Origin of the sequence: Sandarakinorhabdus sp. DWP1-3-1 (genome assembly GCF_049896705.1) — a bacterium.
Lineage (GTDB): Bacteria > Pseudomonadota > Alphaproteobacteria > Sphingomonadales > Sphingomonadaceae > Sandarakinorhabdus.
This window is the reverse complement of record NZ_JAFCUV010000001.1, coordinates 701,740-725,163: the sequence shown is the minus strand read 5'-3', so window position 1 is coordinate 725,163 and position 23,424 is coordinate 701,740. Positions and strand designations below refer to the sequence as shown.

The window sequence follows — 23,424 nt, the reverse complement described above, 5'->3', positions numbered from 1 at the left end:
GTCTGCCCGGCACTGTTTCAATTGGAAAATTCGGGAATCGTCGCCATGGCGCGACACCGCGCACCTTGAACCCCGCCCCGGCAGCGGGCAATGACATCGGCGTGTCCGCCACCGTCCTGCCCTTTGCCATCGCCACGCTGCAGACGATGGCGATCGTCATCGCCCGCTATTTCGCGGCGAGCGGCGGCTTTGCCTGGTGGACCGCCCGCCGTGGCATCGTCGCCGGGCCCGCCGATCCGGCGCGCCGGCGCCGCCAGGTCCGCGCCGAAATCCGCTGGTCGATCGTCTCCGCGCTGATCTACGGCCTGCCCGCCGGGCTGATGCTTGCTGCCTGGCGCTTCCAGGATCTCACCCGCATCTACACCGACTTCGGCCTCGGCGACGCGCTCTGGTGGCCGGTCAGCGTCGCGCTCTACCTGTTCCTCCACGATAGCTGGTTCTACTGGACCCACCGCTGGATGCATGCCCCGGCGCTGTTCGCCCGTGTCCACGCCATTCACCACGCGTCGAAACCCCCCACCGCCTGGGCCGCCATGAGCTTTTCGCCATGGGAGGCGCTGTCCGGCGCCCTCGTCATCCCGCTCATCGTCTTCGTCATCCCCATCCATCTCAGCGCGCTCGCCGTCGTCCTTACCGTCGCGACGGTCATGGGCGTCACCAACCACATGGGGTGGGAGATGTTTCCCGCCCGCTGGGTCGACGGCTGGTTCGGCCGCCACATCATCACGGCGAGCCACCACGAGGAACACCACAAGCGCTACACCTGCAATTATGGCCTGTATTTCCGCTTCTGGGACAAATTATGCGGGACGGACAAAGGGCTGGCCAACTTCAGGCGATAGAAGCTACACTGGCTATCCCGGGGGGCCGGTATCACCGGCTGAGAGGCAGCGTGCACGCTGCGACCCGCTGAACCTGATCCGGTTTGCACCGGCGTAGGGAGGGCGTGGCACCTGCCCGCACTCCCCTTTTGTGGAGTGCTCGACATGGCCGACATCAATTCCAAGATCGAAATGCCCGTCACCACCGGCGCCCTGCCCGGCAGCCGCAAGGTCCATGTCGCCGGCACGCTGTTTCCCGATATTCGCGTCGCCATGCGCGAGGTCGTGCTCGAGCCCAGCGCCAACGAGCCGCCGGTCCGCATCTACGACACCAGCGGGCCCTATACCGACGACACCGCCCGCATCGACATCGCCGCCGGCCTGCCGGCGCTGCGCCTGCCCTGGATCGAAGCGCGCGGCGATTGCGAGCGCTACGCCGGCCGCGAGGTCAAGCCCGAGGACAACGGCATCTTCGGCGGCCTGAAACAGCCCGAAACGCCTGAATTTCCGCACGTCAACCGCACCCCCTGGCGCGCCAGGGACGGCAAGGCCGTCACCCAGATCGCCTATGCCCGCCGCGGCATCATCACGCCCGAGATGGAATATGTCGCCATCCGCGAGAATATCGGCCGCGCGGCAGTAGCCGGCCACATCCGCGACGGCGAGGATTTCGGCGCCGAGATTCCCGACTATGTCACCCCCGAATTCGTGCGCAGCGAGATCGCCCGCGGCCGCGCCATCATCCCGTCGAACATCAACCACCCCGAAGCCGAACCGATGGCCATCGGCCGCAACTTCCTCGTCAAGATCAACGCCAACATCGGCAACAGCGCCGTTGCGTCGAGCATCGCCGAGGAAGTCGAAAAGATGGTCTGGGCCACCCGCTGGGGCGCCGACAATGTCATGGACCTCAGCACCGGCCGCAACATCCACAACACCCGCGAATGGATCCTGCGCAACTCCCCCGTCCCCATCGGCACCGTGCCGATCTACCAGGCGCTGGAGAAAGTCGGCGGCATCGCCGAGGACCTGACCTGGGAGGTGTACCGCGACACGCTGATCGAACAGGCCGAACAGGGCGTCGACTATTTCACCATCCACGCGGGTGTCAGGCTTGCCTATGTGCCGATGACCGCCAACCGCGTCACCGGCATCGTTTCCCGCGGCGGCAGCATCCTCGCCAAATGGTGCCTCAGCCACCACAAGGAGAATTTCCTCTACACCCATTTCGAGGACATCTGCGAGATCATGCGCGCCTATGACGTGTCGTTCAGCCTCGGCGACGGTCTGCGCCCCGGCAGCATCGCCGACGCCAACGACCGCGCGCAATTCGCCGAGCTGGAAACCCTCGGCGAACTCACCCAGATCGCCTGGAAGCATGACTGCCAAGTGATGATCGAGGGCCCGGGCCATGTCCCGATGCACAAGATCAAGGTCAACATGACCAAGCAGCTCGAAACCTGCGGCGAGGCGCCCTTCTATACGCTCGGGCCGCTCACCACCGACATCGCGCCGGGCTACGACCATATCACCAGCGGCATCGGCGCCGCGATGATCGGCTGGTTCGGCTGCGCAATGCTCTGCTATGTGACGCCAAAGGAGCATCTCGGCCTGCCCGATCGCGACGACGTCAAGGTCGGCGTCATCACCTACAAGCTCGCCGCGCACGCCGCCGACCTCGCCAAGGGCCACCCCGCCGCCCAACTCCGCGACGACGCCCTCAGCCGCGCCCGCTTCGACTTCCGCTGGCGCGACCAGTTCAACCTGTCGCTCGACCCCGAAACCGCCCTCAAATACCACGACGAGACCCTGCCGGCGGAAGGCGCCAAGGTCGCCCATTTCTGCTCGATGTGCGGCCCGAAGTTCTGCAGCATGAAGATCACGCAGGACGTGCGGGATTATGCGGCGAAGCAGAACACGGATGCGATGCTGGAGGCCGGGATGGCCGAGAAGAGCGCCGAGTTCCGGGCCAAGGGTGGGGAGATTTATTTGCCGGCGGCGGAGTGACAATTGCCGCTAAAATGTCTCTCTACGACGATTGACGGTAGCGAGTATCGGCGACCACACTAGGAGCGTGCGGACGAGAGGCGGGGGCCAAAATTGTCGGACGAGATCATTAAGATACTGCTTTCTCAAGGATATTTTCCGAAAGAGCTTCCGCCGACGTTTACGACGGAGTCTTTCGGCAACAACGCGCCAGACCTCATATCCCAATGGAGATCTGATAAACTCTTTAAGGAGAGGCGTGACTACAAAACGCGGGATAAAAGGAAAAAACGGGACGCTTACGGCTACGTTATAAGTGCGGCAGAGGTAGAGACTCTGTCGATTCCAAAAAAAGGCTTCGAACGCAGAAGCATAAACATAACCCACCCGATTCCTCAATCACTTCTCACATACGAACTGGCTACGAACTGGCGCAAGATCTCTAGGTGGCTTCAGCGTAGGCGGTTCACAATGGACAGTTTGGAAGTCGATAGTAAGCATCCTAGAGGTCTAAAGGATATAAATTTTGCACTTCATCGGATTCGTAAGGCGTACATTGAATCAACCTCAGACTGGTTGGTAAAAACAGACATTACAAGATTCTATCCTTCTATTTATACACATTCGATACCTTGGGCTGCATATGGGAAAGAACGGGTCAAGTCGGATCTGAAAACTCACGAAGGCTCCTTAGGAGACCGACTGGACGCGATAGTTCGCGCATGCAACCGTAACCAGACTGTTGGCATTCCTATTGGCCCAGAAACTTCACGTATTTTAGCGGAGATAATTTCTAGTCGTATTGATGATATGATATCAACCAATAGTAAAGATTTTACCAAAAATCGAGTGGATCGCCTTCAGGATGACTGGTTCATCGGACTATCGTCATTTGAAAAGTCTGAAAATGCGATAGCATCTATATCAGCAGCCTATCGAGCATACGGGCTTGACATCAATGGTAGCAAAACCAGCATACAGCGCGCCTTATTGCACACCGAAGAAGCTTGGCAATCTGAGCTAGGCGCTTTTTTGATTCATAGGCCGGGCCCGCTGCACGGTAATAGGCTTCGGGAGTTTTTGAGCTTGGTGATTCGCCTGCAAGTCCAATTTCAACAGCAACCAGTTACGAATTACGCTCTATCTGTCATTGCATCACATCGACCTTTGCCCAATGACGCTGAGATGCTGGAGTCGTTTCTACTTAAAGCTGCGGTAGTTTCGCCAGGGTCAATGGATAGAATATGCCAAGTACTCCTCAACCTAAGCTTCAAGACAAAACGTGTTTCATCTGATCGTATAGAAAAGAGATTTAACGAACTCATAACCCAAAATGTCGTAAATGGACACGACTACGAGGTAATCTGGTTGTTGTTTACCCTTCGAGGGCTGAAGCAAACTGTAACGAGCCGAATTCTGTACGATAGTTTAGTTAATACTCAATCGAGTGCTCTCGCTCTAACCATGCTTGATATGAATAGCCAAGGTCTTTGCCGCAGGCGACTTCCTATATCGGCATGGGAAGCATGTGTTACAGAGGATAGGGTTAAGACTGAACCCACGTGGTTGATGGCCTACGAAGGTATCCGCCACGGTTGGCTCGCTGATCCGAGAAGCGTGATGACCAAGCCATTCTTCCAAAGCATGGCATCGCGGAACGTCGTATTCTATGACGAAAGACGTAACGTTACCAAGACCGAGAAGACCGTCAAGCTGCGCGGCATCGCGCGCAAAATCGATAACTTAGAAATATCGAGTCTTATGTTCCAGCTGAGGCATTTTGACGATAACTATTAGGCGTTTGTCAGTTAGCTTTGATCGCTAGGGAAAGAACGCTGCTAATGCCCTGTGTCGAAAGCGGTAGTGTGCCTTAAGACAAAGGGGTCTAGGGCCTCAGGCCCCAGCCGCCGGAGGCCCTTCGTCCTCCAACGCCCACGCCGGCGCCTCCAGCGCCTCCGCCACCTTCCGCCGCGTGGCTGCCGAGCCAGTGCCGCCGGGAGAGGTAAGTCTTGGGCGAGCGGATGCTCAATAAGGCGGCGAGGGTGCTGCGCGCCACCGTGGCCCCCCAAACCCCCACATTGCGAGAACCCCGAAAAACTGCTAATCATTACACCTCGGGAAGGTGCGGCCAGTGTCGCAAAAGCGCCGGCCGGCACGGCCATGAGGCGCTGCGGACCACACCGCCGGGGATCGCATGATCCTTGGAAGGGGCCGCCGCCATGCCGCCACGCCTGATACCCACCATCGTCTTCGCATTCGCACTGGCGTTCGCCGCGCCCCCGGCAGCCGCGCAGGAAAACAGTCTCGGTGCGCCGCCGCCGCTCGAATTTCCGTTCCAGGCGAAGCCCGAAGCGCCGAAGGGCGTATCGATGGCGTTCTTCCGCGCCGGCGTCGAGAAGGCCGCCGATTTTGCCCTGTGCTCGATCCTGATGAAGCGCGACGGCAAGACCGGCCCCAGGGATGCCCAGGGCAATGAAACCTGCCTGCCCGACTATGCCAAAAAGGTCAAAGACAACCAGGGCTTCGTTCAATGGGCGCCCAATGCGCGCCCGCTGAAGTGCAAGACCTGTTTCGGCCGGCCCTTTACCGATCCCGAGCGCCACACCAGCCAGCCGAACCTGCGCCGCTTCACCGTTTTCGGCCGCCTCGCCTTCGTCAGCGTCACCGGCCCCAACCGCAGCATCACCTATCCTTACCAGGTGCATTTCACCTGCGCGGCGCCGAACGGGGCGCGCCAGGGCAATCTGGCGATCGACGTCGCCTTCGACCGCGCCATCGTCGGTGAACCGGGTTTCTGGGAGAAACTCGTCAGTTTCTTCACTGCCGACGAGCTGTCGCGGTTCATCGATTCCCGCATCAAGCGCGAGCTGTCGCCGATCGGCAGCCTGCGGACCTTCCAGGGCCCGTGCCGCTCGGTCGGCATCGACCTGGGCACCGATCCGATCACCGATGCGGTGAAGTTCGATCCGCCGCTGGCGACGCGGCCCTTCATCGTGGCGACCGGCGTCGACACGGCGACAATCCAGTTGCTGAGCATCCGGCGCAATCCGCTGCCGCCCGGTGTCGCCGCCGCCCATGCCCGGCCCGGCGCGCCCGAGGCGGGACAATTCAGGTTGTTCACCAACGGCGTCGTGCGCCAATTGCCGCCGGCGGGACTGGCATTGCCGCCCGAAGGTGGCAGCGTGCCGCTGAATTTCTGCCGGTCGGTGACGCTCGGCAGCGCCAACCGCCTGCAACTGCTGTTCGTCAACGATCTCGGCGGCGCCGTCTGGTCCGAATTTCGGCGCCCGGCGCGGTTCGGCGCCGGGCCGACACGCACGATGACGACCGGGCGCACCATCCTCGTCCCCGCAATCGGCAGAGGCCCCGGCGCCCACCCCCAGCCAGTGCCGCTGCGCGAGTTCGAACTGACCTATCGGATCAGTTTCAGCCCGACCATAAAGGCGAGACCCGGTCTCGCCGGCGCCGCACCTGCCGACGGCGCGCCCTGCGTCGCGCTGTAAAGCTGTCACCCTCTCCCGCCCGCCAAACTCGGCAAGGCGACGTCTACCGCCTGGCCAAAGCGCCGAGTCGCCTCCTCCCACGGGCGGCAAAGACGATGGACACCCCTCGAGGCCACAGCGCGGAATCCGGCCGGCTGTCCTACATGGTTCGTTTGTGCAACAGTCGCGGAATGCACAGCCTGCAGCCAGACCCTCGCCCGACGCTGCAAGACAGGGCGCAGGCGTACAGATTTTACAAAGTTCTCGCCCATTGCAACTCGGTGACTTTCGAGACTTTTGTTGGATGTTGCCGCCTGCGATCGAGCCGCCGACAGCCCCGCTCCGGCCTTATTGTACCGTGGCGGCTTCGCGCGCGGTCCAGTGCTCCGGCTCGGCATCGTCCCATTGGGTGATGCGCAGCGTCTTTTCCGCGGTCTGCGACATGGCGATGACGTGGTCGACGCCTTCGACGGTGATCGCGTATTGCCCGTCCTCGGTGTGTTCGATGAAGCCCTTCTTGCGCAGATACCAGGCGTGGAATTCGAAATGGTCTTCCGAACAATCGAGATTGCGCAGGATGTCGTAGGTACCGACACCGGGGTGCCGCGCGCATTCGCGCCGTTTCCTGTACAGGTACAACAGGATACTGCCGTGCATGTTGGCATCGCTGATCGCCGCCATGCCTTCGGTGCGCGGCGTCTCTTTCGGCGCAAAGGAATAGCCGGTCTTGTGGGTATAGAGCGTATTGTAGATCGACCGCTTATCCGGGTTTCTCAGCAGACTATAGGCTTCGGTGATGTTGTTGAAGCGCTCCAAGTCGGCGGTTTCCGGATGATCGGGGTGATACATCTTCGCCAGCTGGCGATAGGCCACCTCCAGCTGTCGCGCGCTGCACCGGGGGTCGACCTGCAGAACGGCATAACAATCGATGAAGGGATGACCGTCTTCCATGGTGAACCCCAGCTACGAGAAGTGCATGATGCCGCCGGAGACCCGCCCCGCGATAGGCACGACCCATATGCACCCACGACCATGATGTTGTCAAAGAAGAAACCATTTATTCATGGTAAAGTAGCCATCCCGCAGCTTGGACGCGGCAAACGCATCGGGAGTCGCCGCGCGGCGTCGCCCGGGCCGCCGGTATCGGTCGCTGACCGAGTCGGACGCGCCGCTGCTTCAGGCCACCGTCACGACGTCACGCGCTCGCCACCCGCCGCCGCATGACCGAGCCGACCAGCCCGAACCCGGCCACCAGCATCGCCCAGCTCGCCGGCTCCGGCACATTGGCGCTGGCGATGATCGCGACGCCGCTACGGCCCTCGGTGACGTTGCCGCCCGGTCCGAAGAACAGCACCGTCTCGCTCGGCGCCACGCCGAGGCATGTCACCGCCGACAGCGCGCCATCGAGGCAATAGGCGCCGCGGCCCGAAAACAGCATCAGGAAGATCGAATCCGCCGCGAAATCAAAGGTCAGATGCCGCCCGGCGGCGACAAGGCCGCTGCCCGACAGCTGCGGCGCCTGGTCGGCATAGGCGACCGACGTCGTCCGCGCCGGGCTGGTCAGGGTGACAAAGAAATCAGTGATGTTGGTATCGGCCAGCACCCCCAGCGTGCCGTCGGTCGTGATCGACATCGTCGCGGTGTTCGCCCCGACCGTCCGCACGCCGGTATAGATTGTCGCCGCCGCGGGTACCGCCATCGCCGCGATCACACCCGCCATCCCCAACCTGTGAAATGTCGTCATGCCTGCCCCCCGCAAAACCGCCGCAACGTGCACCGGTATTTACGGAACCGCAACATCTGCCGGCGCCTGTCGCCTCACATCCCGAACTTCGCCCGGAAAAACCCCACGATCGCCGTCGTGCTGCGCACCCGGTTCGGCAGCTTGCGCCAGCCATGCCCCTCGTCGGGGAACAGGATGTACTCCACCGGCACGCCCCGGCCCTTCAGGCTGGCAACAATCTGTTCGGCCTCGATCACCGGCACATTGGTGTCGTTGGCGCCGTGGAGCACGAGCAGCGGCGTCGTCACTACACCGATCTTGTTGAGCGGCGACAGGCGCGCCAGCATCGCCTTGTCCTTCACCGGGTCGCCGTATTCGACGGTCGAAATCGCCGCCATCCAGGGCTGGGTGTTCTTGAAGAACGTGTCGAAATTGACGACACCGAACAGGTTGACCCCGGCAGCGAACATTTTTGGAAACGCCGTCACCCCGGCCATGACCATATAGCCGCCATAGCTGCCGCCCATGATGCCCAGCCGCTTCGGATCGGCCAGGCCCGCCTTCACCACGAAATCGCTGGTATCGGCGATATCGGTGACGCCGTTCACCCGCAGCGGGCCGTTGTCGAGCTCCATGAATGCCCGCCCCGCCCCGCTCGAGCCGCGGACGTTGGGCAGCAGCACCGAGATGCCGTTCGCAACCAGTGCCTGGACATCGCTGCTCAGGCTGGGCCGCGACTGGCCCTCCGGCCCGCCGTGATACAGAAACACCATCGGCTGCGGCCCGGCGGCGCCCGCCGGCGCATACAACCAGCCCGACAGCTTCACCCCGTCGCGCGCCGTCCATTCGAGCAAGCGCGGCCGCACCAGCGCCGCCAGGTCGACACCGTCATGCGCCGAATCGGTCAGCCGGGTCAGGGCATTGTCGGCGACCTGGACCCGATACAGGTTCGCCGGCGCCGCCGCGCCCGACCCGGTGAACAGCAGCGATTTGCCATCCGCAGCAAAGTCCGGCGCGCCGGCGAGATCGAAGGGCAGCACTGGCCCGGCACGCTCCTTGCCTGCCCGCGTGTCGAACCACGCCAGTTCGCTGCGGCCGCCCTTGTTCCAGAACAGCGCGATGGTGGCGCCATCCTCGCTCAGTACGGCATTTTCCAGCTCGGCATCGACGCGGGCCAGCACCGTCCGCATCGGGCCGGTCTTGCCCGCGGCATCGATATCGACGGCGACCAGCGCATAACGATCGGTGGCGGCGTTGCCGATCAGCCACAGCCGCCGGCCGTCGGGCGACAGATCGATGGTCGAAAACTGCGCCCGCCCCTCGTGCGGCGTCACCAGCTGCTCCGCCCCGCTGGCGCGATCGACCAGCCAGATATTGCTGTCGCCGCGGGTCACCGCCCGGTCGACGACGGCGATCCGGCCATCCTTGCCGACGATCAGGTCGCCGAGCCCCGAAGACCCCTTGCCGATGCCGGTCGCCGTTCCGGTGGCAGGATTCACCAGCTGCGGTTCAAAGCGTGCCGGGTCGACGGCGGCCGAGCCGATGCGCAGCGCCTTGCCGTCCTTCGTCCAGCCGAACAGGCGGTTGTTGCTCTGTCCGCCGGCGGTAACCAGCCGGTCACCGCTGCCATCGGGCCGCATGACATGGACCTGAACGTTAAGCCCGCCACCCGGCGCCACGTCATAGGCCAGCCAGTCGCCGGCCGGGCTCCACGCCACCGACTGCACCGGATCGGGAAGACGCGTCAGTTGCACAGGCGGGTCGCCTCCGGTGATCGCCCACACCTGCGGGCTGCCCGACGCATTGGCGATATAGGCGATGCGCCGGCCGTCGCGCGAGGCGCTGGCGCCAGTGCTGCTGCGGATCGCGGCGATGGCCGCGACCGTTTCGGCGACGCTCGCCGCCGCCAATGGCGAACCCGCCAGCAACATGCCCAAGCCGATGATCGAGACTGGCCGCACCTGTTTCCCCCATTTGATCCGCCCGCCCGTCATCAACCCGGCGACCAGCCCGGCGCCGCCAGCGTGAACCCGGCAAATTCGAACCCGGGCGCCACCACGCAACTGACCAGCGCCCAGCCGGCGCCGGCCCGTGCCGCCTGCCAGTGGCCAGCCGGCACCACCGCCTGGCAATGATCGCCGGCCAGGACATCGCCGCCCAGCCGCACGCTCGCCACCGGCCCGGCATTGCCTGGCGCGGTGTGCAGCGCTACCGCGCTACCGGCATGCCAGCACCAGATTTCCACCGCATCGACGCGGTGCCAGTGCGACGCCCGATCGGCCTCCAGCAGGAAATGGATGGCCGTGACCGGCGCGCGGCCGTCCGCAGCCGGCGGGCCGCGCAGCGTCTCGCGATACCAGCCCCCCTCCGGATGCGGTGCCAGGTGCAACGCCGCGACGATCGCCGCGGCGCCGACGTCCATCACTTCGTCGACGGCTTGGCCTGCGGCTCCTTCTTGGGCGGGGCTGCCTTGGGCTTCCGGGTTTCCTTGTTCGACTTCATCTGGCCTTTTGCCATTGCGCGCTCCTCTGCCGGCGAAAACGCCTGTCGCGATAATGGCGGCTTGGCGGCCCCGCGTCACCGGGCAATCGCGATCCCGTGCGCAAAAGGCCAGGTTACAGCGAACGCTGCGCTGCAACATGTTGCTTGGCGCTGCGATCACCAGCGGCTAAGACACAGCCGCTTGCAGCGTGTCGGGAAAATTCAACGTCATCATGCCCGGCCCTGCTGTCCTCCGCGCCCGGGTCGCTCGCGCCCTCGGTGACCGAAACAACCGCCAGACCGCCATTGCCTTTGCCATCCGCCTGTTCGGCGCCGCCGCCAGCTTCGGGTTCAACACCATCGTTGCGCGCGAGTTCGGCGCCGCGGGTACCGGCAGCTTCGCGCTCGCGCTGACCACGGCGACGATCGCCTCCACCTTGTCGCTGGTGGGGCTCGATTACATCCTGCTGCGTACCGTCGCCGGCGATGTCCGCGTCGGTGACACCGCGGCAGCCGGCGGAACGATCCGCAAGGTCGCGGCACTTGTCGGCGGCATGTCGGGCAGCGCCGCCGTGCTGCTGGCGTTCGTCGGCGCCCCGATCCTCGCCTGGATACTCGATGATGGCCGCGACCCGACAATGCTCCGATTGGCGGCACTGGCAGTCGTGCCGTTGGCGATGATGCGGATCGCCGTCACGTCGCTGCGGGGTTCGGGCATTGTGCTGCGCGCCCAGTTCATGGACGGGCCGCTGCCGATGCTGCTCACCCTGGCCTGCCTGGCTGTGCTGATCGCCAGCGGCCGCACCGACGATATCGCGCTGCTGTTCGTGCTTTATGCGGCAATGACGGCAATGGGGACCATCACCGCCTGGCTGATGTTCCGGCGGCAATCACGCGGCTGGGCGCCGCCGACGGCGATGTCGGCCCGACCGCTGCTGTCGCGCAGCTGGCGGATCTCGCTGACGGTGCTGGCGGCGATGGTCGCCGACTGGCTGATCCTGCTCGTCCTCGGGCGTTATTTCGGCCGAGTGGAGGTCGGGCAGTTCCGCGTCGCCTGGCAGATCACCTCGCTCATCGGCCTGGTCATCACCACCCTCGATGTCGTCGTCGGACCCCGCCTCGCCGCTGCGCACCGTACCGGCAGCATCGCCGAGGTGCGCGGCATCTGGGCTAATTCGGCCAAGATCATGACACTCGGCTCGCTACCGCTGCTGGTGGTGGTGCTCGCGGTGCCGGAACTGATCCTCGGCATTTTCGGCCCGGAATTCGTCGTCGCGGCCACGGCGCTTCGCATCCTTGCGCTGGGGCAGGTCGTCAACATGCTCACGGGCTCGGTCGGCGCCGTGCTGCTGATGACGGGGCGGGAGAATTGGTCGTTGCGCCTGGCGCTGCTGTCGCTGGGCGCTCTCGGGGTGTCGGGGCTGCTGCTGGTGCCGGCATATGGCATCGTCGGTGCCGCTATCGCGACGGCGCTGGGCAGCACCGTCAGGAACGCGACGATGACCGTGCTGGCGCTGAAACAACTGCGCGGGCCGGCTTCCACCGACCCGCGCTGATTGTGACTTCAGGTGCTGTTACGCCGCCTTGTCGGTGACCAGCATCCGCACCGGCTCCTTGGTGCCGGCAACGACATCCTGGTCGACGAGGATCTCCTCGACACCCTCCAGGCCGGGCAGCTCGAACATGGTATCGAGCAGGATCGATTCCATGATCGACCGCAGTCCGCGGGCGCCGGTCTTGCGCTCGATGGCGCGCTTGGCGATCGCCGCCAGTGCGTCGGGCTGGAAGGTCAGCTTCATGCCCTCCATCTCGAACAGGCGAGCGTACTGCTTCGACAGGGCGTTCTTGGGCTCGGTCAGGATCTTGACCAGCGCCGTCTCATCCAGGTCTTCCAGTGTCGCGATCACCGGCAGACGACCGATAAATTCGGGGATCAACCCGAACCGCAGCAGATCCTCGGGCTCGCATTTCATCAGCAGCTGGCCGACACGACGCTCGTCGGGCGCGGCGACATGCGCGCCGAAACCGATCGACTTGCCCTGCAGCCGGTCACCGATGATGCGATCGAGGCCACTGAAGGCGCCGCCGCAAATGAACAGGATATTCGTCGTGTCGACCTGCAGGAATTCCTGCTGCGGATGCTTGCGCCCGCCCTGCGGCGGCACGGAGGCGGTGGTGCCCTCCATGATCTTCAGCAGCGCCTGCTGCACTCCTTCGCCCGACACATCGCGGGTGATCGACGGATTGTCGGCCTTGCGGCTGATCTTGTCGATCTCGTCGATGTAGACGATGCCGCGCTGCGCCCGCTCGACGTTGTAGTCGCTGGCCTGCAGCAGCTTCAGGATGATGTTCTCGACATCCTCGCCGACATAGCCGGCCTCGGTCAGCGTCGTTGCGTCGGCCATGGTGAACGGCACGTCGAGGATGCGCGCCAGCGTCTGGGCGAGCAACGTCTTGCCGCAACCCGTCGGCCCGACGAGCAAGATGTTCGACTTGGCGAGTTCGACCTCGGCACCCTTGCCGCCATGGTTCAGGCGCTTGTAGTGATTGTGCACCGCCACCGACAGCACGCGCTTGGCATGCATCTGGCCGATCACATAGTCATCGAGCACCTTGCAGATCTCGCGCGGGGTCGGCACGTCGCCGGCCTTTTTCACCAGCGCCGTCTTCGTTTCCTCGCGGATGATGTCGTTGCACAGTTCGACGCATTCATCGCAGATGAACACCGTCGGTCCGGCGATGAGCTTGCGCACCTCATGCTGGCTCTTGCCGCAAAAGCTGCAATAGAGCGTGCTCTTCGAATCGCCCCCACTCAGCTTGGTCATGGCTTTCCTCTCTCGCTCCACTGCGAGTGTAACTGTGTAAACGTGCCCCCGGCAAGTCCGGCGGCACAATCGGGCGTCATATTAACGCAGTGATCGGCCGGCCGGACCCACAAAACGGGGCCAGGCCGTCCGGTCACGCGGCCTTCAACGCTTCTCCATCGGTCGGCAGCGGGCGACGCTCGTAAACTTCGTCGCACAGGCCGAATTCCTTGGCTTCATCGGCCGACAGGAACTTGTCGCGCTCCATGGCACGCTCGATGGTGTCGAGATCCTTGCCGGTGTGCTTGACGTAAAGCTGGTTCAACGCATGCCGGACCCTGAGGATCTCGCGCGCCTGGATCTCGATGTCGGTGGCCTGGCCCTGGGCACCGCCCGACGGCTGGTGGACCATGATGCGGGCGTTCTTCAACGCAACGCGCATGCCCGGCTCACCGGCGGCGAGCAGGAAGCTGCCCATCGACGCGGCCTGGCCGATGCAGCAGGTGCCGACCCGCGGGCGGATATACTGCATGGTGTCATAGATCGCCATGCCGCTGGTGATCACGCCGCCCGGCGAATTGATGTACATGAAGATGTCCTTCTTCGGATTTTCCGATTCCAGGAACAGCAGCTGGGCGACGATGACCGAGGCCATATGATCCTCGACCTGGCCAGTGACAAAAACGATGCGCTCGCGAAGCAGGCGCGAATAAATATCGAACGAGCGTTCCCCACGATTGGAGGTCTCGATGACCATGGGGATAAGGCCGGCGTGGATGTCGAGCATGAATTACCTTTCCGTGTCACCGCAACGTCGGACGTTTGGCGACGAAGTTCAAGAGGGACAATGCGCTGCGGCCCGCCCCCGGCGCAAGGCCGCACAAGGCAAAGCGGGACGCGGCTGAAAGGCCGGCCCCGCTTCGTGTCTCGCCAAGCCCCGGGCGATCCGCCCGAGGAACATGGTGCTACTCGGCCGCCTTCTTCGCCGCACGCTTCGGCTTGGCCGGCGCTTCGGCAGCGGGAGCGGCCACTGCCGGCGCTTCGACAGCTGGCGCCGCCTTGGCCTTGGCCGCCTTCTTCACCGGCACCGCTTCGACCGGTGCTTCGACAGCGCCAGACTCGACAGGGCCAGACTCGACAGCGACTGTCTCGACAGGCGCCGCCTCGACCGGGGCTTCGGCCTTCACGGCCTTGGCCTTGGCGGCCTTCTTCGGCTTCGCCGGCGCGTGGTCATGGTCGTGGTCGCAATCGGGTCCATGGACATGCCCGGCATGGCCATGATCATGGATGTGTGCCGAACCCGGCGTTTCGTCTTCGTCCTCGATCGCGGCTTCCAGGTCGGCGCGGCTGACGCTGCGCTCGGTGATCGTCGCCTTCGACAGCAGGAAATCGACGACCTTGTCCTCGTACAGCGGCGCGCGAAGCTGGGCGGCGGCCATCGGGTTCTCCTGCAAGAACTTCACCACCTTCTGCTGCTCGCCGGGGTAGCGCGCGGCTTCCTGCCCGATCAGCCGATTCATCTCGGGCTGGGTCACGGTGATGTTGTTGCGCTGGCCGATTTCGCTCAGCAGCAGGCCCAGGCGGACGCGGCGAACGGCGATACGGCGATAGTCCTCGCGCTCGGCCTCCAGCTGCGCCTGGGCGGCAGCGGGGTCGGCATCCTGTGCCGCTTCCTGCTGCAGCTGGTTCCAGATCTGCTCGAATTCACCGTCGACCATCGATTCCGGAACGTCGAAATCATGGCGCGCCGCGAGCGTATCGAGCAGCTTGCGCTTCATGTGCGTGCGCGTCAGCCCGCCGAGCTCGGCATCGAGCTGGTCCTTGAGAATTTCCTTCAGAGCATCGAGCGAGTCGATACCGAAATTCTTGGCGAACTCGTCGTCCATCGCGCTCTCGACCGGCGTTTCGACCGCTTGCACGACGATCGCGAATTCGGCCGGCTTGCCCTTCAGATAGGCGACATTGTAATCCTCGGGGAAGGTCACCTTGACGGTGCGCTCATCGTTGGCCTTGGCGCCGACGAGCTGATCCTCGAAGCCCGGGATGAGCTGGCCGGAGCCGAGCGTGACGCGCATGCCCTCGCCCTTGCCACCGTCGAACAGTTCGCCGTCGACCCGGCCCTCGAAATCGATGACGACGGTGTCGCCGGTCTTGGCCTCATAAGTGACAGGTGCGGCCTCGCTGCGCTGCGACTGCCCGGCCAGGCGCTTCAGCGCCTCGTCCATGGCGCTGTCATCGGCAGCAACGACCAGCTTTTCGAGCTGCAGGTCGTCGATCTTGATGTCCTCCACGGTCGGCAGCACCTCGAGCGCGACCTTGAAGCCGACATCGCTGCCTTCGGTCATGTCGCCTTCCAGGTCGACCTGCGGCTGGTTCGCCGGGCGGAGCTGCTTTTCGCTCAGCAGCTGCTGGACGCCGTCATTGACGGCCGCCTGCAGCGCCTCGCCGCGCAGCGCCTCGCCATGCATCTTGCGCACCAGGTTCGGCGGCACCTTGCCGGGGCGGAAACCAGGCATGCGGATCGTCTTCGACACTTCGGCAAGGCGCGCATCGACCCGGGCGGCCAGCGTCGCGGCGGGAATGACCAGCGAATATTCGCGGCGGAGACCCTGATTCAACGTTTCGGCGATCTGCATCTGTCTGTCTCGTCTTTCGGCGAAGTCCGGCGCGCGGACCTGGTGCGGGCGAAGGGACTCGAACCCCCACGTCTTTCGACACTGGTACCTAAAACCAGCGCGTCTACCAATTCCGCCACGCCCGCTTAGGAGTGAAGCGCGCGTCTATAGCAACGCTGCGGCAACGCGCAAGGCTGCCGGCCCGCCCGGCGTCAAATCAGGTCGAGGCCGTAGAGGGTGGAGCCGAAACTGAAGACGACCATGAGCGCGATGCTGACGCCGAGCATCAGCTGATTCTGGCGCTTGGCAAGAAACATCGCCACCCTCGAATCGTCCCGGCGGCCGCCGACTGCCCAAGCCATCAGCACCAGCCACAGGGCAAAGGAGAATAGCGAGACGACATTCAGCGCCGCCAACGTGTGGCGACGCGGATGGCGCTGGGCATAGGCGATGGCGGCGGGCAGGAAATTGAACACGACCAGAAAAACGAAGATCCACCAGGCTACCCAGAACGCTGTGCCACTGATCATCGCCGTTCCTTTCACCCCAAGCGCAAGCTGCACGATAGCAACTTACCCTGCGGTTAACGGCGATTAAGCATATCCGTTCCGGATCGATCCGGGTGGCGATCAGGTCCGCATCAGTGCCCGATCCAGGCCCGCAGCAGCAGCGAAACCAGCCCGACGGCGGCGACACCCGCCGCCCACAGGCCGAAAAACCACAGCAATTGCCGCGACTTCACCTCAGTGATAGCCTTCGTGGCCGACCTTGCCGCGGAATACCCAATAGGCATAGGCGGTATAGGCGATGATGATCGGCAGCATGATGCCGACGCCGATCAGCATGAACACCTGGCTGTTCTCCGCCGTGGCCGCCTGGAAGATCGTTACCTCGCCCGGCACCAGCCAGGGGAACATCGAAAAACCGAGCCCGATGAAGCTGAGCAGGAACACCGCCAGCGCCAGCAGGAACGGCTGCAGTTCCGCGCGTCGCGCCAGCGCCCGGACGAACAGCAGCGAACAGACGGCGACAAGGATCGGCACCGGTGCCCCGAGATACAGGCCGGGCGCCGAGAACCAGCGGCTGAAATAGTCATGGTTTAGGAACGGCGTCGCAAGGCTCACCGCGACGACAGCAACCAGGGTCGCCACGCCGGCGAGTTTCGCCATCCGGAACGCCTGGTCCTGCAGGCCGCCTTCGGTGCGATAGATCAGCCAGCAGGCGCCAAGCAGCGCATAACCGACGACGACCGATACGCCGGTCAGCAGCGAAAATGGCGACAGCCAGTCCCACCAGCCGCCGGCATAGGCGCGGCCGCTGACCTTCACCCCCTGCAGGATGGCGCCGAGGATCACCCCTTGCGAAAATGCCGCCATCGTCGAGCCAAAGGCAAAGGCCGCGTCCCAGATCCACAGTCGCGTCGTCCGCGCGCGATACTCGAACGCGACACCGCGGAACACCAGCCCGAGCAGCATCGCGATCAGCGGCGTGTACACCGCCGGCATCAGCACCGCATAGGCCAGCGGGAATGCGGCGAACAAGCCACCGCCGCCCAGCACCAGCCAGGTCTCGTTGCCGTCCCACACCGGCGCGATGGTGTTGACCGCGGTATTCCTGTGCTCGCCCTTGGCAAACCACGGGAACAATATGCCGAGCCCCAGGTCGAAGCCGTCCATGACGACATAACCGAACACCGCCAGCGCGATGATGCCGGCCCAGATCAGCGAGAGCGTGTCGTTCGGTGCCATCGCCGCTACTCCGCCATCACTGCATCGGGGTCGACCTGCGGCGCCGGCGTGATGCCGGCGGCGCGGGTGATGCCATCCGCGCCCTGCCCGCGAGTCGGACCTGTTTCGCCCGGATGCGGTTCATGGCCCATCAGCTTGATGATGAACCACGTGCCCACTCCGAACACGCCGAAATAGACGATGATGAAGGCGATCAGCGACGCAGCCACCGCCGGCGCCGCCAGCGGCGAGACGCTGTCGGCGGTACGCAGCAGCCCGAAAACGGTGAACGGCTGGCGCCCGACCTCCGTCGTCACCCAGCCGGCGATCACCGCGACAAAGCCCGTCGGCCCCATCAGCAGCGCCAGCCGGTGCAGCCAGGGTGAATCGAACAGCTGACCGCGGGCCCGCGCCCACAGGCTCCACAGGCCCATCGCCAGCATCAGCACGCCGATGCCGACCATCACGCGGAACGACCAGAACACGATGGCGACCGGCGCCCGGTTGGCGGCGGGATAACCATCGAGCCCGACGATCGGCGCGTCGAAATCGTCTTTCAGGATCAGCGACCCCAGCCGCGGGATCTCGACCCGGGCGCGCATCGCCTGCGCCTTGTCGTCGGGAATGCCGAACAGGATCAGCGGCGCGCCGCCGTTCGGATAGCTGTCGTAATGGCCCTCCATCGCGGCGATCTTGGCGGGCTGGTGCTGCAGCGTGTTGCCGCCATGTTCGTGGCCGGCGAAAATCTGCAGCGGCGCGACGACGGCGGCCATCCACATCGCCATCGAGAACATGATGCGCGTGCCCTCGCTGGTCGCCAGCCCCTTGCGGCGGTCGCGCAGCAGGTGCCAGGCGCCTGCCCCGCCAACGACCAGTGCCGTCGTCAGATAGGCCGCCAGCAGCACATGGGCGAGCCGGTACGGCATCGACGGGTTGAAGATGACCTCCAGCCAGTCCTGAACATAGAACTGGCCCTTCGGATTGATGCCATAGCCGGTCGGCGTCTGCATCCAGCTGTTGACCGAGATGATCCAGAAGGTCGAAATCGCCGTGCCGAGCGCCACCATGCAGGTCGCGGCGAAATGCAGCGGCTTGCCGACGCGCTCCAGCCCGAACAGCATGACGCCGAGGAACCCCGCCTCGAGGAAGAACGCCGTCAACACCTCATAGGCCATCAACGGGCCGATCACCGGCCCGGCCTTGTCCGAGAACACCGCCCAGTTGCTGCCGAACTGATACGCCATAACGATCCCGGACACGACGCCCATGCCGAAAGTGATGGCAAAGATCTTCAGCCAGTATTTGAACAGCTGCAGGAACACGTCGCGGCCGGTCTTCAGCCACAGCCCTTCCAGCACCATCAGATAGCTCGCCAGCCCGATCGTGAACGACGGGAAGATGAAGTGGAACGATACAGTGAAGGCGAACTGCATCCGGGCCAGGGTCAGCGCCGAGAAAGTGTCGAACATGCCTGCTCCGGGTGACCGAACGATAGGGCGTCGCGCGCCACATAGCAGAAGCCTTCCGGCGCCGCGCGGGCTTTTCGCCGCAGGGCGCGGACATCCGGGCCAAAATACGCCGTCGGCAGCGGCTCATTCCCGGCTATAAGCGGGGAAAACCTGCGGGGGACCACTTGACCAGCGACATCGACATTGCCCGCGCGGCGGCCCTGCGCCCGATCCGGGAGATCGCCGCCGGCGTCGGCCTCGGCCTGGCCGATATCGAGCCGCAAGGCCACCACATCGCCAAGCTGTCGGCCGGCGCACTGCAAGCGCTCGCCGATCGCCCGCGCGGCCGGCTGGTGCTGGTCACCGCGATCAACCCGACGCCTGCCGGCGAAGGCAAGACGACGACGACGATCGGCCTCGGCGATGCGCTCAACCGCATCGGCAGGAAGGCTGTGATCGCGCTGCGCGAACCGTCGCTCGGCCCGGTATTCGGTCGCAAGGGCGGCGCCACCGGCGGCGGCCAGTCGCAAGTGGTGCCGATGGAGCGCATCAACCTGCACTTCACCGGCGATTTTCACGCCATCACGTCGGCGCACAATCTGCTGGCGGCGCTGATCGACAATGCCCTCCACTATCGCCTGCCGACCGCCACCGGGCTGCCACTCGATGCCCGCCACGTCACCTGGCGCCGCGTGCTCGACATGAACGACCGGGCGTTGCGCCAGATCGCGACCGGGATGGGCGCGGGCAACGCCCCGGCCCGCGAGACCGGCTTCGACATCACCGTCGCGTCCGAGGTCATGGCGATCCTCTGCCTTGCCGACGACCTCGCCGACCTGCAGGCGCGGCTCGCCCGTATCCGCATCGGCCGCGACGAGGCCGGCACCCCGGTCACCGCCGGCGACATCGGGGCGGCCGGCGCGATGACCGCCCTTCTCGTCGATGCCATGCTGCCCAACCTCGTCCAGAGCATCGGCGGTTCGCCCGCGCTCATCCACGGCGGCCCCTTCGCCAACATTGCGCATGGCTGCAATTCGGTCGTCGCCACCCGCGCCGCGCTGGCGCTCGGCGAGTTCACCGTCACCGAGGCCGGCTTCGGCGCCGACCTCGGCGCCGAAAAATTCTGCAACATCAAGTGCCGCAGCGCCGGCCTCGCGCCATCGGTCGCCGTCGTCGTCGCCACCGTCCGCGCGCTCAAATATCACGGCGGCGCGGCGCTCGCCGATCTCGGTCGGGACGACTCCGCGGTTCTCACCGCCGGCCTCGCCAATTTGACCCGCCATGTCGAGAACATGGCGCGCTTCGGCATCCCCGTCGTCGTGGCGCTCAACGCCTTCACCACCGACAGCGCCGCCGAACAGGCCGCCGTCATCGCCCATTGCCGCGACGTGCTCGGCGTTCCGGCGCATCTCTGCCGCCACTGGGCCGACGGCGCCGCCGGGGCCGAGGACCTGGCCCGCAGCGTCGCTGCCCTCGCCGACGCCGGCAGCGCCGATTTCCGCTTTCTCTACCCAGACGCCATGCCGCTCGCCGACAAGCTTCGCACCGTCGCCCGCGAGATCTATCGCGCGTCGGACATCGCGCTGACCGCCGCCGCTGTCCGCCAGCTTGCGGCCTTCGAGAAACAGGGCTTCGGCACCTTGCCCGTCTGCATGGCCAAGACCCCCTACAGCTTCACCGCCGACGAAAGCATCCGCGGCGCCACCAGCGGGCATCTGCTGCCGATCCGCGAGGTCCGCCTGTCGGCCGGCGCCGGCTTCGTCGTCGCACTCTGCGGCGACATCAACACCATGCCCGGCCTGCCGAAAGCCCCGGCGGCAAACCACATCGGCGTCGACGCGGCGGGCAACATCACCGGGCTGGACTGACCCTGACGGCATCGCAATAATGGTTGCCGCCGACGTCGACACACGTTTCGATGATGCGAAGCCCGGCGACATCGCAGAACGCGACGTCGACGATGCTGGCACCGGCCGGCAGGTTGGCTGCGGCCCAGCTTCGGACGACATCGGCACCGATATCGGACCGCGCCGTCAGGAACGCCACGGCCACTGCATCCCAGCCTTCGGACCTGCCGCCTATCACAGCAGCCACTTCGCGGGCAGGTGACTGGCCACCCAGATCACCGCACGCTGCAGCGGCCCCGTCCCCGGCTCATGGTCATGGATGATGGTCCGGTCGCCGTCGCGCTCGATCCAGCGCAGCCGCCGACCATCGAGTTTCACCTCATATGCCGCCTGGGCGATATCGCCATCAAAGAAGCCCTGCAAACCCGCCGCCAGTGTTCGGCTTTCGATGACGAAACCGATTTCGGTGTTCAGCCGTGCCGACCGCGGGTCGAGGTTCAACGACCCGACGAACATCTTCTCGCCATCGACGGTGAACGTCTTGGCATGCAGCGCCGTGCCGCTCGACTTGAAGGCCGACCCGCGCACGACGCCGCGCCGCAGCTTCAGCCGCGCCCGTTTCTCGGGATGCGCGCCCTTCAACTCCCACAGCCGCACCCCGGCGCGCAGCAATGGCCGCCGCGACGGCGCATAGCCGGCATGGACCACCGCGACATTGTTGGCCTTCAGCGAGTTGGTCAGCACGTCGACCGATACCCCGGCGGCCGTCAACGCGGCGAGCGACGTGACGCCACTGTCGGTCGGCACGAAATAGGGCGACACCAGCCCCAGGCGGTGCCGCGGCTGGCCGATCGCGGCGCGCAGCCGCGTGCCGATCAGCCCGCGCGTCCGCGCCCGCCCCAGCCCCTTGGCGGGGTCGTCACTGACCATCCACACCGGCACCCATTCGAGGCCCTCGGCAAGGTCGGGCATGCTCGCCGCGGCGCCCGGGTCGTCGGACAGTGCCAGGTCGCTGCCAAGGGTCGCCGGCGGCAGGATCCGGGTTGTCGGCCAGGCCGATCGGCACGCCCAGTACCGGTCGAAATCCGCCGACACCATCGGCACGATCGCGCCGACCGCCAGCACATCCAGGTCGGCAACCTGCTCCTGCGCATGCCGGCCGAAATATTCGTCACCGATGTTGCGCCCGCCGATGATCGTCACCTGGTTGTCGACGGTCATGCTCTTGTTGTGCATCCGGCGGTTCAGCCGCGGAAAGTCGGTAAGATAACCAACGACCTTCGGCCGTCGGATGACAAACGGGTTGAACAGCCGGATCTCGACGCCGGCATGGCTGTCGAGCGCCGCCAGCAGCTGGTCGAGCCCGCCGATGCCATTGTCGTCGAGCAGCAGCCGCACCCTGACGCCGCGATCCGCCGCCGCGCGCAACGCCGCCAGCAGCTGCCTGCCCGAGGCATCGGCGCGCCAGATATAGTATTGGATATCGATGCAGCGCTCGGCTGCCGCGACCAGTGCCAGCCGGCTGTTCAGCGCATCGGCGGGATCGCTGACCAGCCGCACGCCGCTGAGGCCCGGGTTGGCAGCAGCCGCCATGGCGACCGCCCGACCCAGCGCGGTATCGGCGGTATCGTCATAGGCCGCCGACGCCGGCCGGTCCCGCCGCCGCGGCAGTCGTCCGGCCCACCACAGCGCCAGCCAGCCGAGCGCCGGCACCACCAGCCACAGCCAGCTCATTCGCCCGACAGCTCCAGCCGCACCCAGACCGGCAGATGATCCGACGCCACCGCCGCCCGCGCGCTGTGATGGACGCCGGCGCCGACGACACCGACCTCTCCGCCGACAAAGATCCGGTCGAGCGCCGCGATCGGCATGCGGGCATGGAAGCTCGGGCCCGTCGGCACCGGCGTCAGCACCGCCGAAAAGTCGGCAATCGCCGCTGCCGATGGCCGCCATTCGTTCATGTCGCCCATCACCAGCACCGGCGGATCGCCCGGATGCCGCTCCAAATGCCGCAGCACTGCCCGCGCCTGGCGCCGCCGCCACAGCCCCGACAGATCGAGGTGCATCCCCACCACCCGCAGCGCCGCGCCATCGATCGACAGGTCGGCGAGCACAGCGCCGCGCGGCTCCAGCGCCGGGATCGGCAGCGTCGCCTGACGCACGATGGTCACCCGGTCCGATACCAGCACGGCGTTGCCATGCCAGCCGATCGACAGCGGCCGCGTTTCGAACGGCACGCAGCGCCAGCCCTGCGCCGCCACCGCCGCCAGCGGTAGCGCGCTCTCGCGGCTGCCGAAGCGTCGGTCGGCCTCCTGCAGCACGACGATGTCGGCGCCGATCTCGTGGAGCACCGCCAGGGTGCGGTCGGGCCGGCGCCGGAAATCGGTGCCGATACCCTTTTGAATGTTGTAGCTGGCTGCCAGCACCGAAATCGCCATGGCGCCAGCCAAGCACCCATTTGCAGCGCTGGCCAGCCCCCCGGGTGGCGAA

Annotated in this window: 20 protein-coding genes, 1 tRNA gene and 1 riboswitch; of the genes, 6 read left to right on the top strand and 15 right to left on the bottom strand. The window is 65.2% G+C overall.

What is annotated here, in order from left to right:
* Positions 1-146 precede the first annotated feature (146 nt).
* The 4 genes from ACP7AI_RS03335 to ACP7AI_RS03320 all read left to right on the top strand — a co-directional run bounded on the left by ACP7AI_RS03335 (position 147) and on the right by ACP7AI_RS03320 (position 6,310).
* On the top strand, positions 147-842 hold the full coding sequence (locus ACP7AI_RS03335; RefSeq protein ID WP_426166544.1) for a sterol desaturase family protein: 696 nt from the start codon (positions 147-149) through the stop codon (positions 840-842).
* Positions 843-850: 8 nt separating this feature from the next.
* Positions 851-959, top strand: a riboswitch (TPP riboswitch).
* A 27-nt stretch (positions 960-986) separates the two neighbouring features.
* Positions 987-2,828 (top strand): phosphomethylpyrimidine synthase ThiC, encoded by a 1,842-nt coding sequence (gene thiC / locus ACP7AI_RS03330; protein ID WP_426164046.1) that lies wholly within the window; start codon positions 987-989, stop codon positions 2,826-2,828.
* A gap of 450 nt (positions 2,829-3,278) precedes the next feature.
* Positions 3,279-4,604 (top strand): RNA-directed DNA polymerase, encoded by a 1,326-nt coding sequence (locus ACP7AI_RS03325; RefSeq protein ID WP_426164043.1) that lies wholly within the window; start codon positions 3,279-3,281, stop codon positions 4,602-4,604.
* Positions 4,605-5,026: 422 nt separating this feature from the next.
* Positions 5,027-6,310, top strand: a complete 1,284-nt coding sequence (locus ACP7AI_RS03320) for a hypothetical protein (protein WP_426164041.1) — start codon at positions 5,027-5,029, stop codon at positions 6,308-6,310.
* A 327-nt stretch (positions 6,311-6,637) separates the two neighbouring features.
* On the opposite strand, the gene ACP7AI_RS03315 is transcribed toward ACP7AI_RS03320, so the two are convergent.
* The 4 genes from ACP7AI_RS03315 to ACP7AI_RS03300 all read right to left on the bottom strand — a co-directional run bounded on the left by ACP7AI_RS03315 (position 6,638) and on the right by ACP7AI_RS03300 (position 10,434).
* Positions 6,638-7,240 carry a J domain-containing protein gene (locus tag ACP7AI_RS03315; protein WP_426164039.1) on the bottom strand — a complete coding sequence of 201 codons (603 nt, stop codon included), beginning with the start codon at positions 7,238-7,240 and terminating at the stop codon, positions 6,638-6,640.
* 244 nt (positions 7,241-7,484) lie between these two features.
* Positions 7,485-8,033 (bottom strand): PEPxxWA-CTERM sorting domain-containing protein, encoded by a 549-nt coding sequence (locus ACP7AI_RS03310; protein ID WP_426164037.1) that lies wholly within the window; start codon positions 8,031-8,033, stop codon positions 7,485-7,487.
* Positions 8,034-8,107: 74 nt separating this feature from the next.
* A complete protein-coding gene (locus ACP7AI_RS03305; RefSeq protein WP_426164035.1) occupies positions 8,108-10,006 on the bottom strand; it encodes a S9 family peptidase in 1,899 nt (632 codons plus the stop codon).
* Complete coding sequence (locus ACP7AI_RS03300; RefSeq protein WP_426164033.1) at positions 10,006-10,434, bottom strand: cupin domain-containing protein; 429 nt, start codon at positions 10,432-10,434, stop codon at positions 10,006-10,008. The genes ACP7AI_RS03305 and ACP7AI_RS03300 overlap by 1 nt, the downstream gene beginning before the upstream one ends.
* Positions 10,435-10,726: 292 nt before the next feature.
* On the opposite strand from ACP7AI_RS03300, the gene ACP7AI_RS03295 reads away from it, so the two are divergent.
* Complete coding sequence (locus tag ACP7AI_RS03295; protein WP_426164031.1) at positions 10,727-12,049, top strand: oligosaccharide flippase family protein; 1,323 nt, start codon at positions 10,727-10,729, stop codon at positions 12,047-12,049.
* Between the two features lie 18 nt (positions 12,050-12,067).
* On the opposite strand, the gene clpX is transcribed toward ACP7AI_RS03295, so the two are convergent.
* From clpX to ACP7AI_RS03255, 8 genes are all read right to left on the bottom strand, one after another.
* Complete coding sequence (gene clpX, locus ACP7AI_RS03290) at positions 12,068-13,318, bottom strand: ATP-dependent Clp protease ATP-binding subunit ClpX (RefSeq protein ID WP_426164029.1); 1,251 nt, start codon at positions 13,316-13,318, stop codon at positions 12,068-12,070.
* Positions 13,319-13,451: 133 nt separating this feature from the next.
* A complete protein-coding gene (gene clpP, locus ACP7AI_RS03285) occupies positions 13,452-14,084 on the bottom strand; it encodes an ATP-dependent Clp endopeptidase proteolytic subunit ClpP (RefSeq protein ID WP_426164027.1) in 633 nt (210 codons plus the stop codon).
* A 178-nt stretch (positions 14,085-14,262) separates the two neighbouring features.
* Complete coding sequence (tig, locus tag ACP7AI_RS03280) at positions 14,263-15,933, bottom strand: trigger factor (RefSeq protein ID WP_426164025.1); 1,671 nt, start codon at positions 15,931-15,933, stop codon at positions 14,263-14,265.
* A gap of 40 nt (positions 15,934-15,973) precedes the next feature.
* A tRNA-Leu gene (locus ACP7AI_RS03275) sits at positions 15,974-16,058 on the bottom strand.
* Between the two features lie 66 nt (positions 16,059-16,124).
* Positions 16,125-16,442: a superinfection immunity protein gene (locus ACP7AI_RS03270; RefSeq protein ID WP_426164023.1), complete on the bottom strand. Its 318-nt coding sequence runs from the start codon at positions 16,440-16,442 to the stop codon at positions 16,125-16,127.
* Between the two features lie 110 nt (positions 16,443-16,552).
* A complete protein-coding gene (locus ACP7AI_RS03265; RefSeq protein WP_426164021.1) occupies positions 16,553-16,654 on the bottom strand; it encodes a DUF2474 domain-containing protein in 102 nt (33 codons plus the stop codon).
* A gap of 1 nt (position 16,655) precedes the next feature.
* Positions 16,656-17,660: a cytochrome d ubiquinol oxidase subunit II gene (gene cydB, locus ACP7AI_RS03260; RefSeq protein WP_426164019.1), complete on the bottom strand. Its 1,005-nt coding sequence runs from the start codon at positions 17,658-17,660 to the stop codon at positions 16,656-16,658.
* A gap of 5 nt (positions 17,661-17,665) precedes the next feature.
* Positions 17,666-19,108 (bottom strand): cytochrome ubiquinol oxidase subunit I, encoded by a 1,443-nt coding sequence (locus ACP7AI_RS03255; protein WP_426164017.1) that lies wholly within the window; start codon positions 19,106-19,108, stop codon positions 17,666-17,668.
* A gap of 164 nt (positions 19,109-19,272) precedes the next feature.
* On the opposite strand from ACP7AI_RS03255, the gene ACP7AI_RS03250 reads away from it, so the two are divergent.
* Entirely contained in the window at positions 19,273-20,955 is a 1,683-nt protein-coding gene (locus ACP7AI_RS03250) for a formate--tetrahydrofolate ligase (protein ID WP_426164015.1), read from the top strand.
* On the opposite strand, the gene ACP7AI_RS03245 is transcribed toward ACP7AI_RS03250, so the two are convergent.
* Genes ACP7AI_RS03245 through ACP7AI_RS03235 form a run of 3 tightly spaced genes read right to left on the bottom strand, consistent with a single transcriptional unit; the run spans position 20,939 to position 23,372 of the window.
* Positions 20,939-21,139, bottom strand: coding sequence for a hypothetical protein (locus ACP7AI_RS03245; RefSeq protein WP_426164013.1), 201 nt, complete (start codon positions 21,137-21,139; stop codon positions 20,939-20,941). The genes ACP7AI_RS03250 and ACP7AI_RS03245 overlap by 17 nt on opposite strands.
* A 29-nt stretch (positions 21,140-21,168) precedes the next feature.
* Positions 21,169-22,668 carry a phospholipase D family protein gene (locus ACP7AI_RS03240; RefSeq protein WP_426164010.1) on the bottom strand — a complete coding sequence of 500 codons (1,500 nt, stop codon included), beginning with the start codon at positions 22,666-22,668 and terminating at the stop codon, positions 21,169-21,171.
* Entirely contained in the window at positions 22,665-23,372 is a 708-nt protein-coding gene (locus ACP7AI_RS03235; RefSeq protein WP_426164008.1) for an endonuclease/exonuclease/phosphatase family protein, read from the bottom strand. The genes ACP7AI_RS03240 and ACP7AI_RS03235 overlap by 4 nt, the downstream gene beginning before the upstream one ends.
* Positions 23,373-23,424: the final 52 nt, after the last annotated feature.

Excerpts from the sequence above, each read along its gene's own strand:
- ACP7AI_RS03300 (WP_426164033.1), bottom strand. The coding sequence starts at position 10,434 with ATGGACGTCGGCGCCGCGGCGATCGTCGCGGCGTTGCACCTGGCACCG.
- ACP7AI_RS03335 (WP_426166544.1), top strand. The coding sequence starts at position 147 with ATGGCGATCGTCATCGCCCGCTATTTCGCGGCGAGCGGCGGCTTTGCC.
- clpP (WP_426164027.1), bottom strand. The coding sequence starts at position 14,084 with ATGCTCGACATCCACGCCGGCCTTATCCCCATGGTCATCGAGACCTCC.
- ACP7AI_RS03270 (WP_426164023.1), bottom strand. The coding sequence starts at position 16,442 with ATGATCAGTGGCACAGCGTTCTGGGTAGCCTGGTGGATCTTCGTTTTT.
- cydB (WP_426164019.1), bottom strand. The coding sequence starts at position 17,660 with ATGGCACCGAACGACACGCTCTCGCTGATCTGGGCCGGCATCATCGCG.
- ACP7AI_RS03235 (WP_426164008.1), bottom strand. The coding sequence starts at position 23,372 with ATGGCGATTTCGGTGCTGGCAGCCAGCTACAACATTCAAAAGGGTATC.
- tig (WP_426164025.1), bottom strand. The coding sequence starts at position 15,933 with ATGCAGATCGCCGAAACGTTGAATCAGGGTCTCCGCCGCGAATATTCG.
- ACP7AI_RS03295 (WP_426164031.1), top strand. The coding sequence starts at position 10,727 with ATGCCCGGCCCTGCTGTCCTCCGCGCCCGGGTCGCTCGCGCCCTCGGT.
- ACP7AI_RS03305 (WP_426164035.1), bottom strand. The coding sequence starts at position 10,006 with ATGACGGGCGGGCGGATCAAATGGGGGAAACAGGTGCGGCCAGTCTCG.
- thiC (WP_426164046.1), top strand. The coding sequence starts at position 987 with ATGGCCGACATCAATTCCAAGATCGAAATGCCCGTCACCACCGGCGCC.
- ACP7AI_RS03255 (WP_426164017.1), bottom strand. The coding sequence starts at position 19,108 with ATGTTCGACACTTTCTCGGCGCTGACCCTGGCCCGGATGCAGTTCGCC.
- ACP7AI_RS03240 (WP_426164010.1), bottom strand. The coding sequence starts at position 22,668 with ATGAGCTGGCTGTGGCTGGTGGTGCCGGCGCTCGGCTGGCTGGCGCTG.
- ACP7AI_RS03315 (WP_426164039.1), bottom strand. The coding sequence starts at position 7,240 with ATGGAAGACGGTCATCCCTTCATCGATTGTTATGCCGTTCTGCAGGTC.
- ACP7AI_RS03320 (WP_426164041.1), top strand. The coding sequence starts at position 5,027 with ATGCCGCCACGCCTGATACCCACCATCGTCTTCGCATTCGCACTGGCG.
- ACP7AI_RS03325 (WP_426164043.1), top strand. The coding sequence starts at position 3,279 with ATGGACAGTTTGGAAGTCGATAGTAAGCATCCTAGAGGTCTAAAGGAT.
- ACP7AI_RS03310 (WP_426164037.1), bottom strand. The coding sequence starts at position 8,033 with ATGACGACATTTCACAGGTTGGGGATGGCGGGTGTGATCGCGGCGATG.
- clpX (WP_426164029.1), bottom strand. The coding sequence starts at position 13,318 with ATGACCAAGCTGAGTGGGGGCGATTCGAAGAGCACGCTCTATTGCAGC.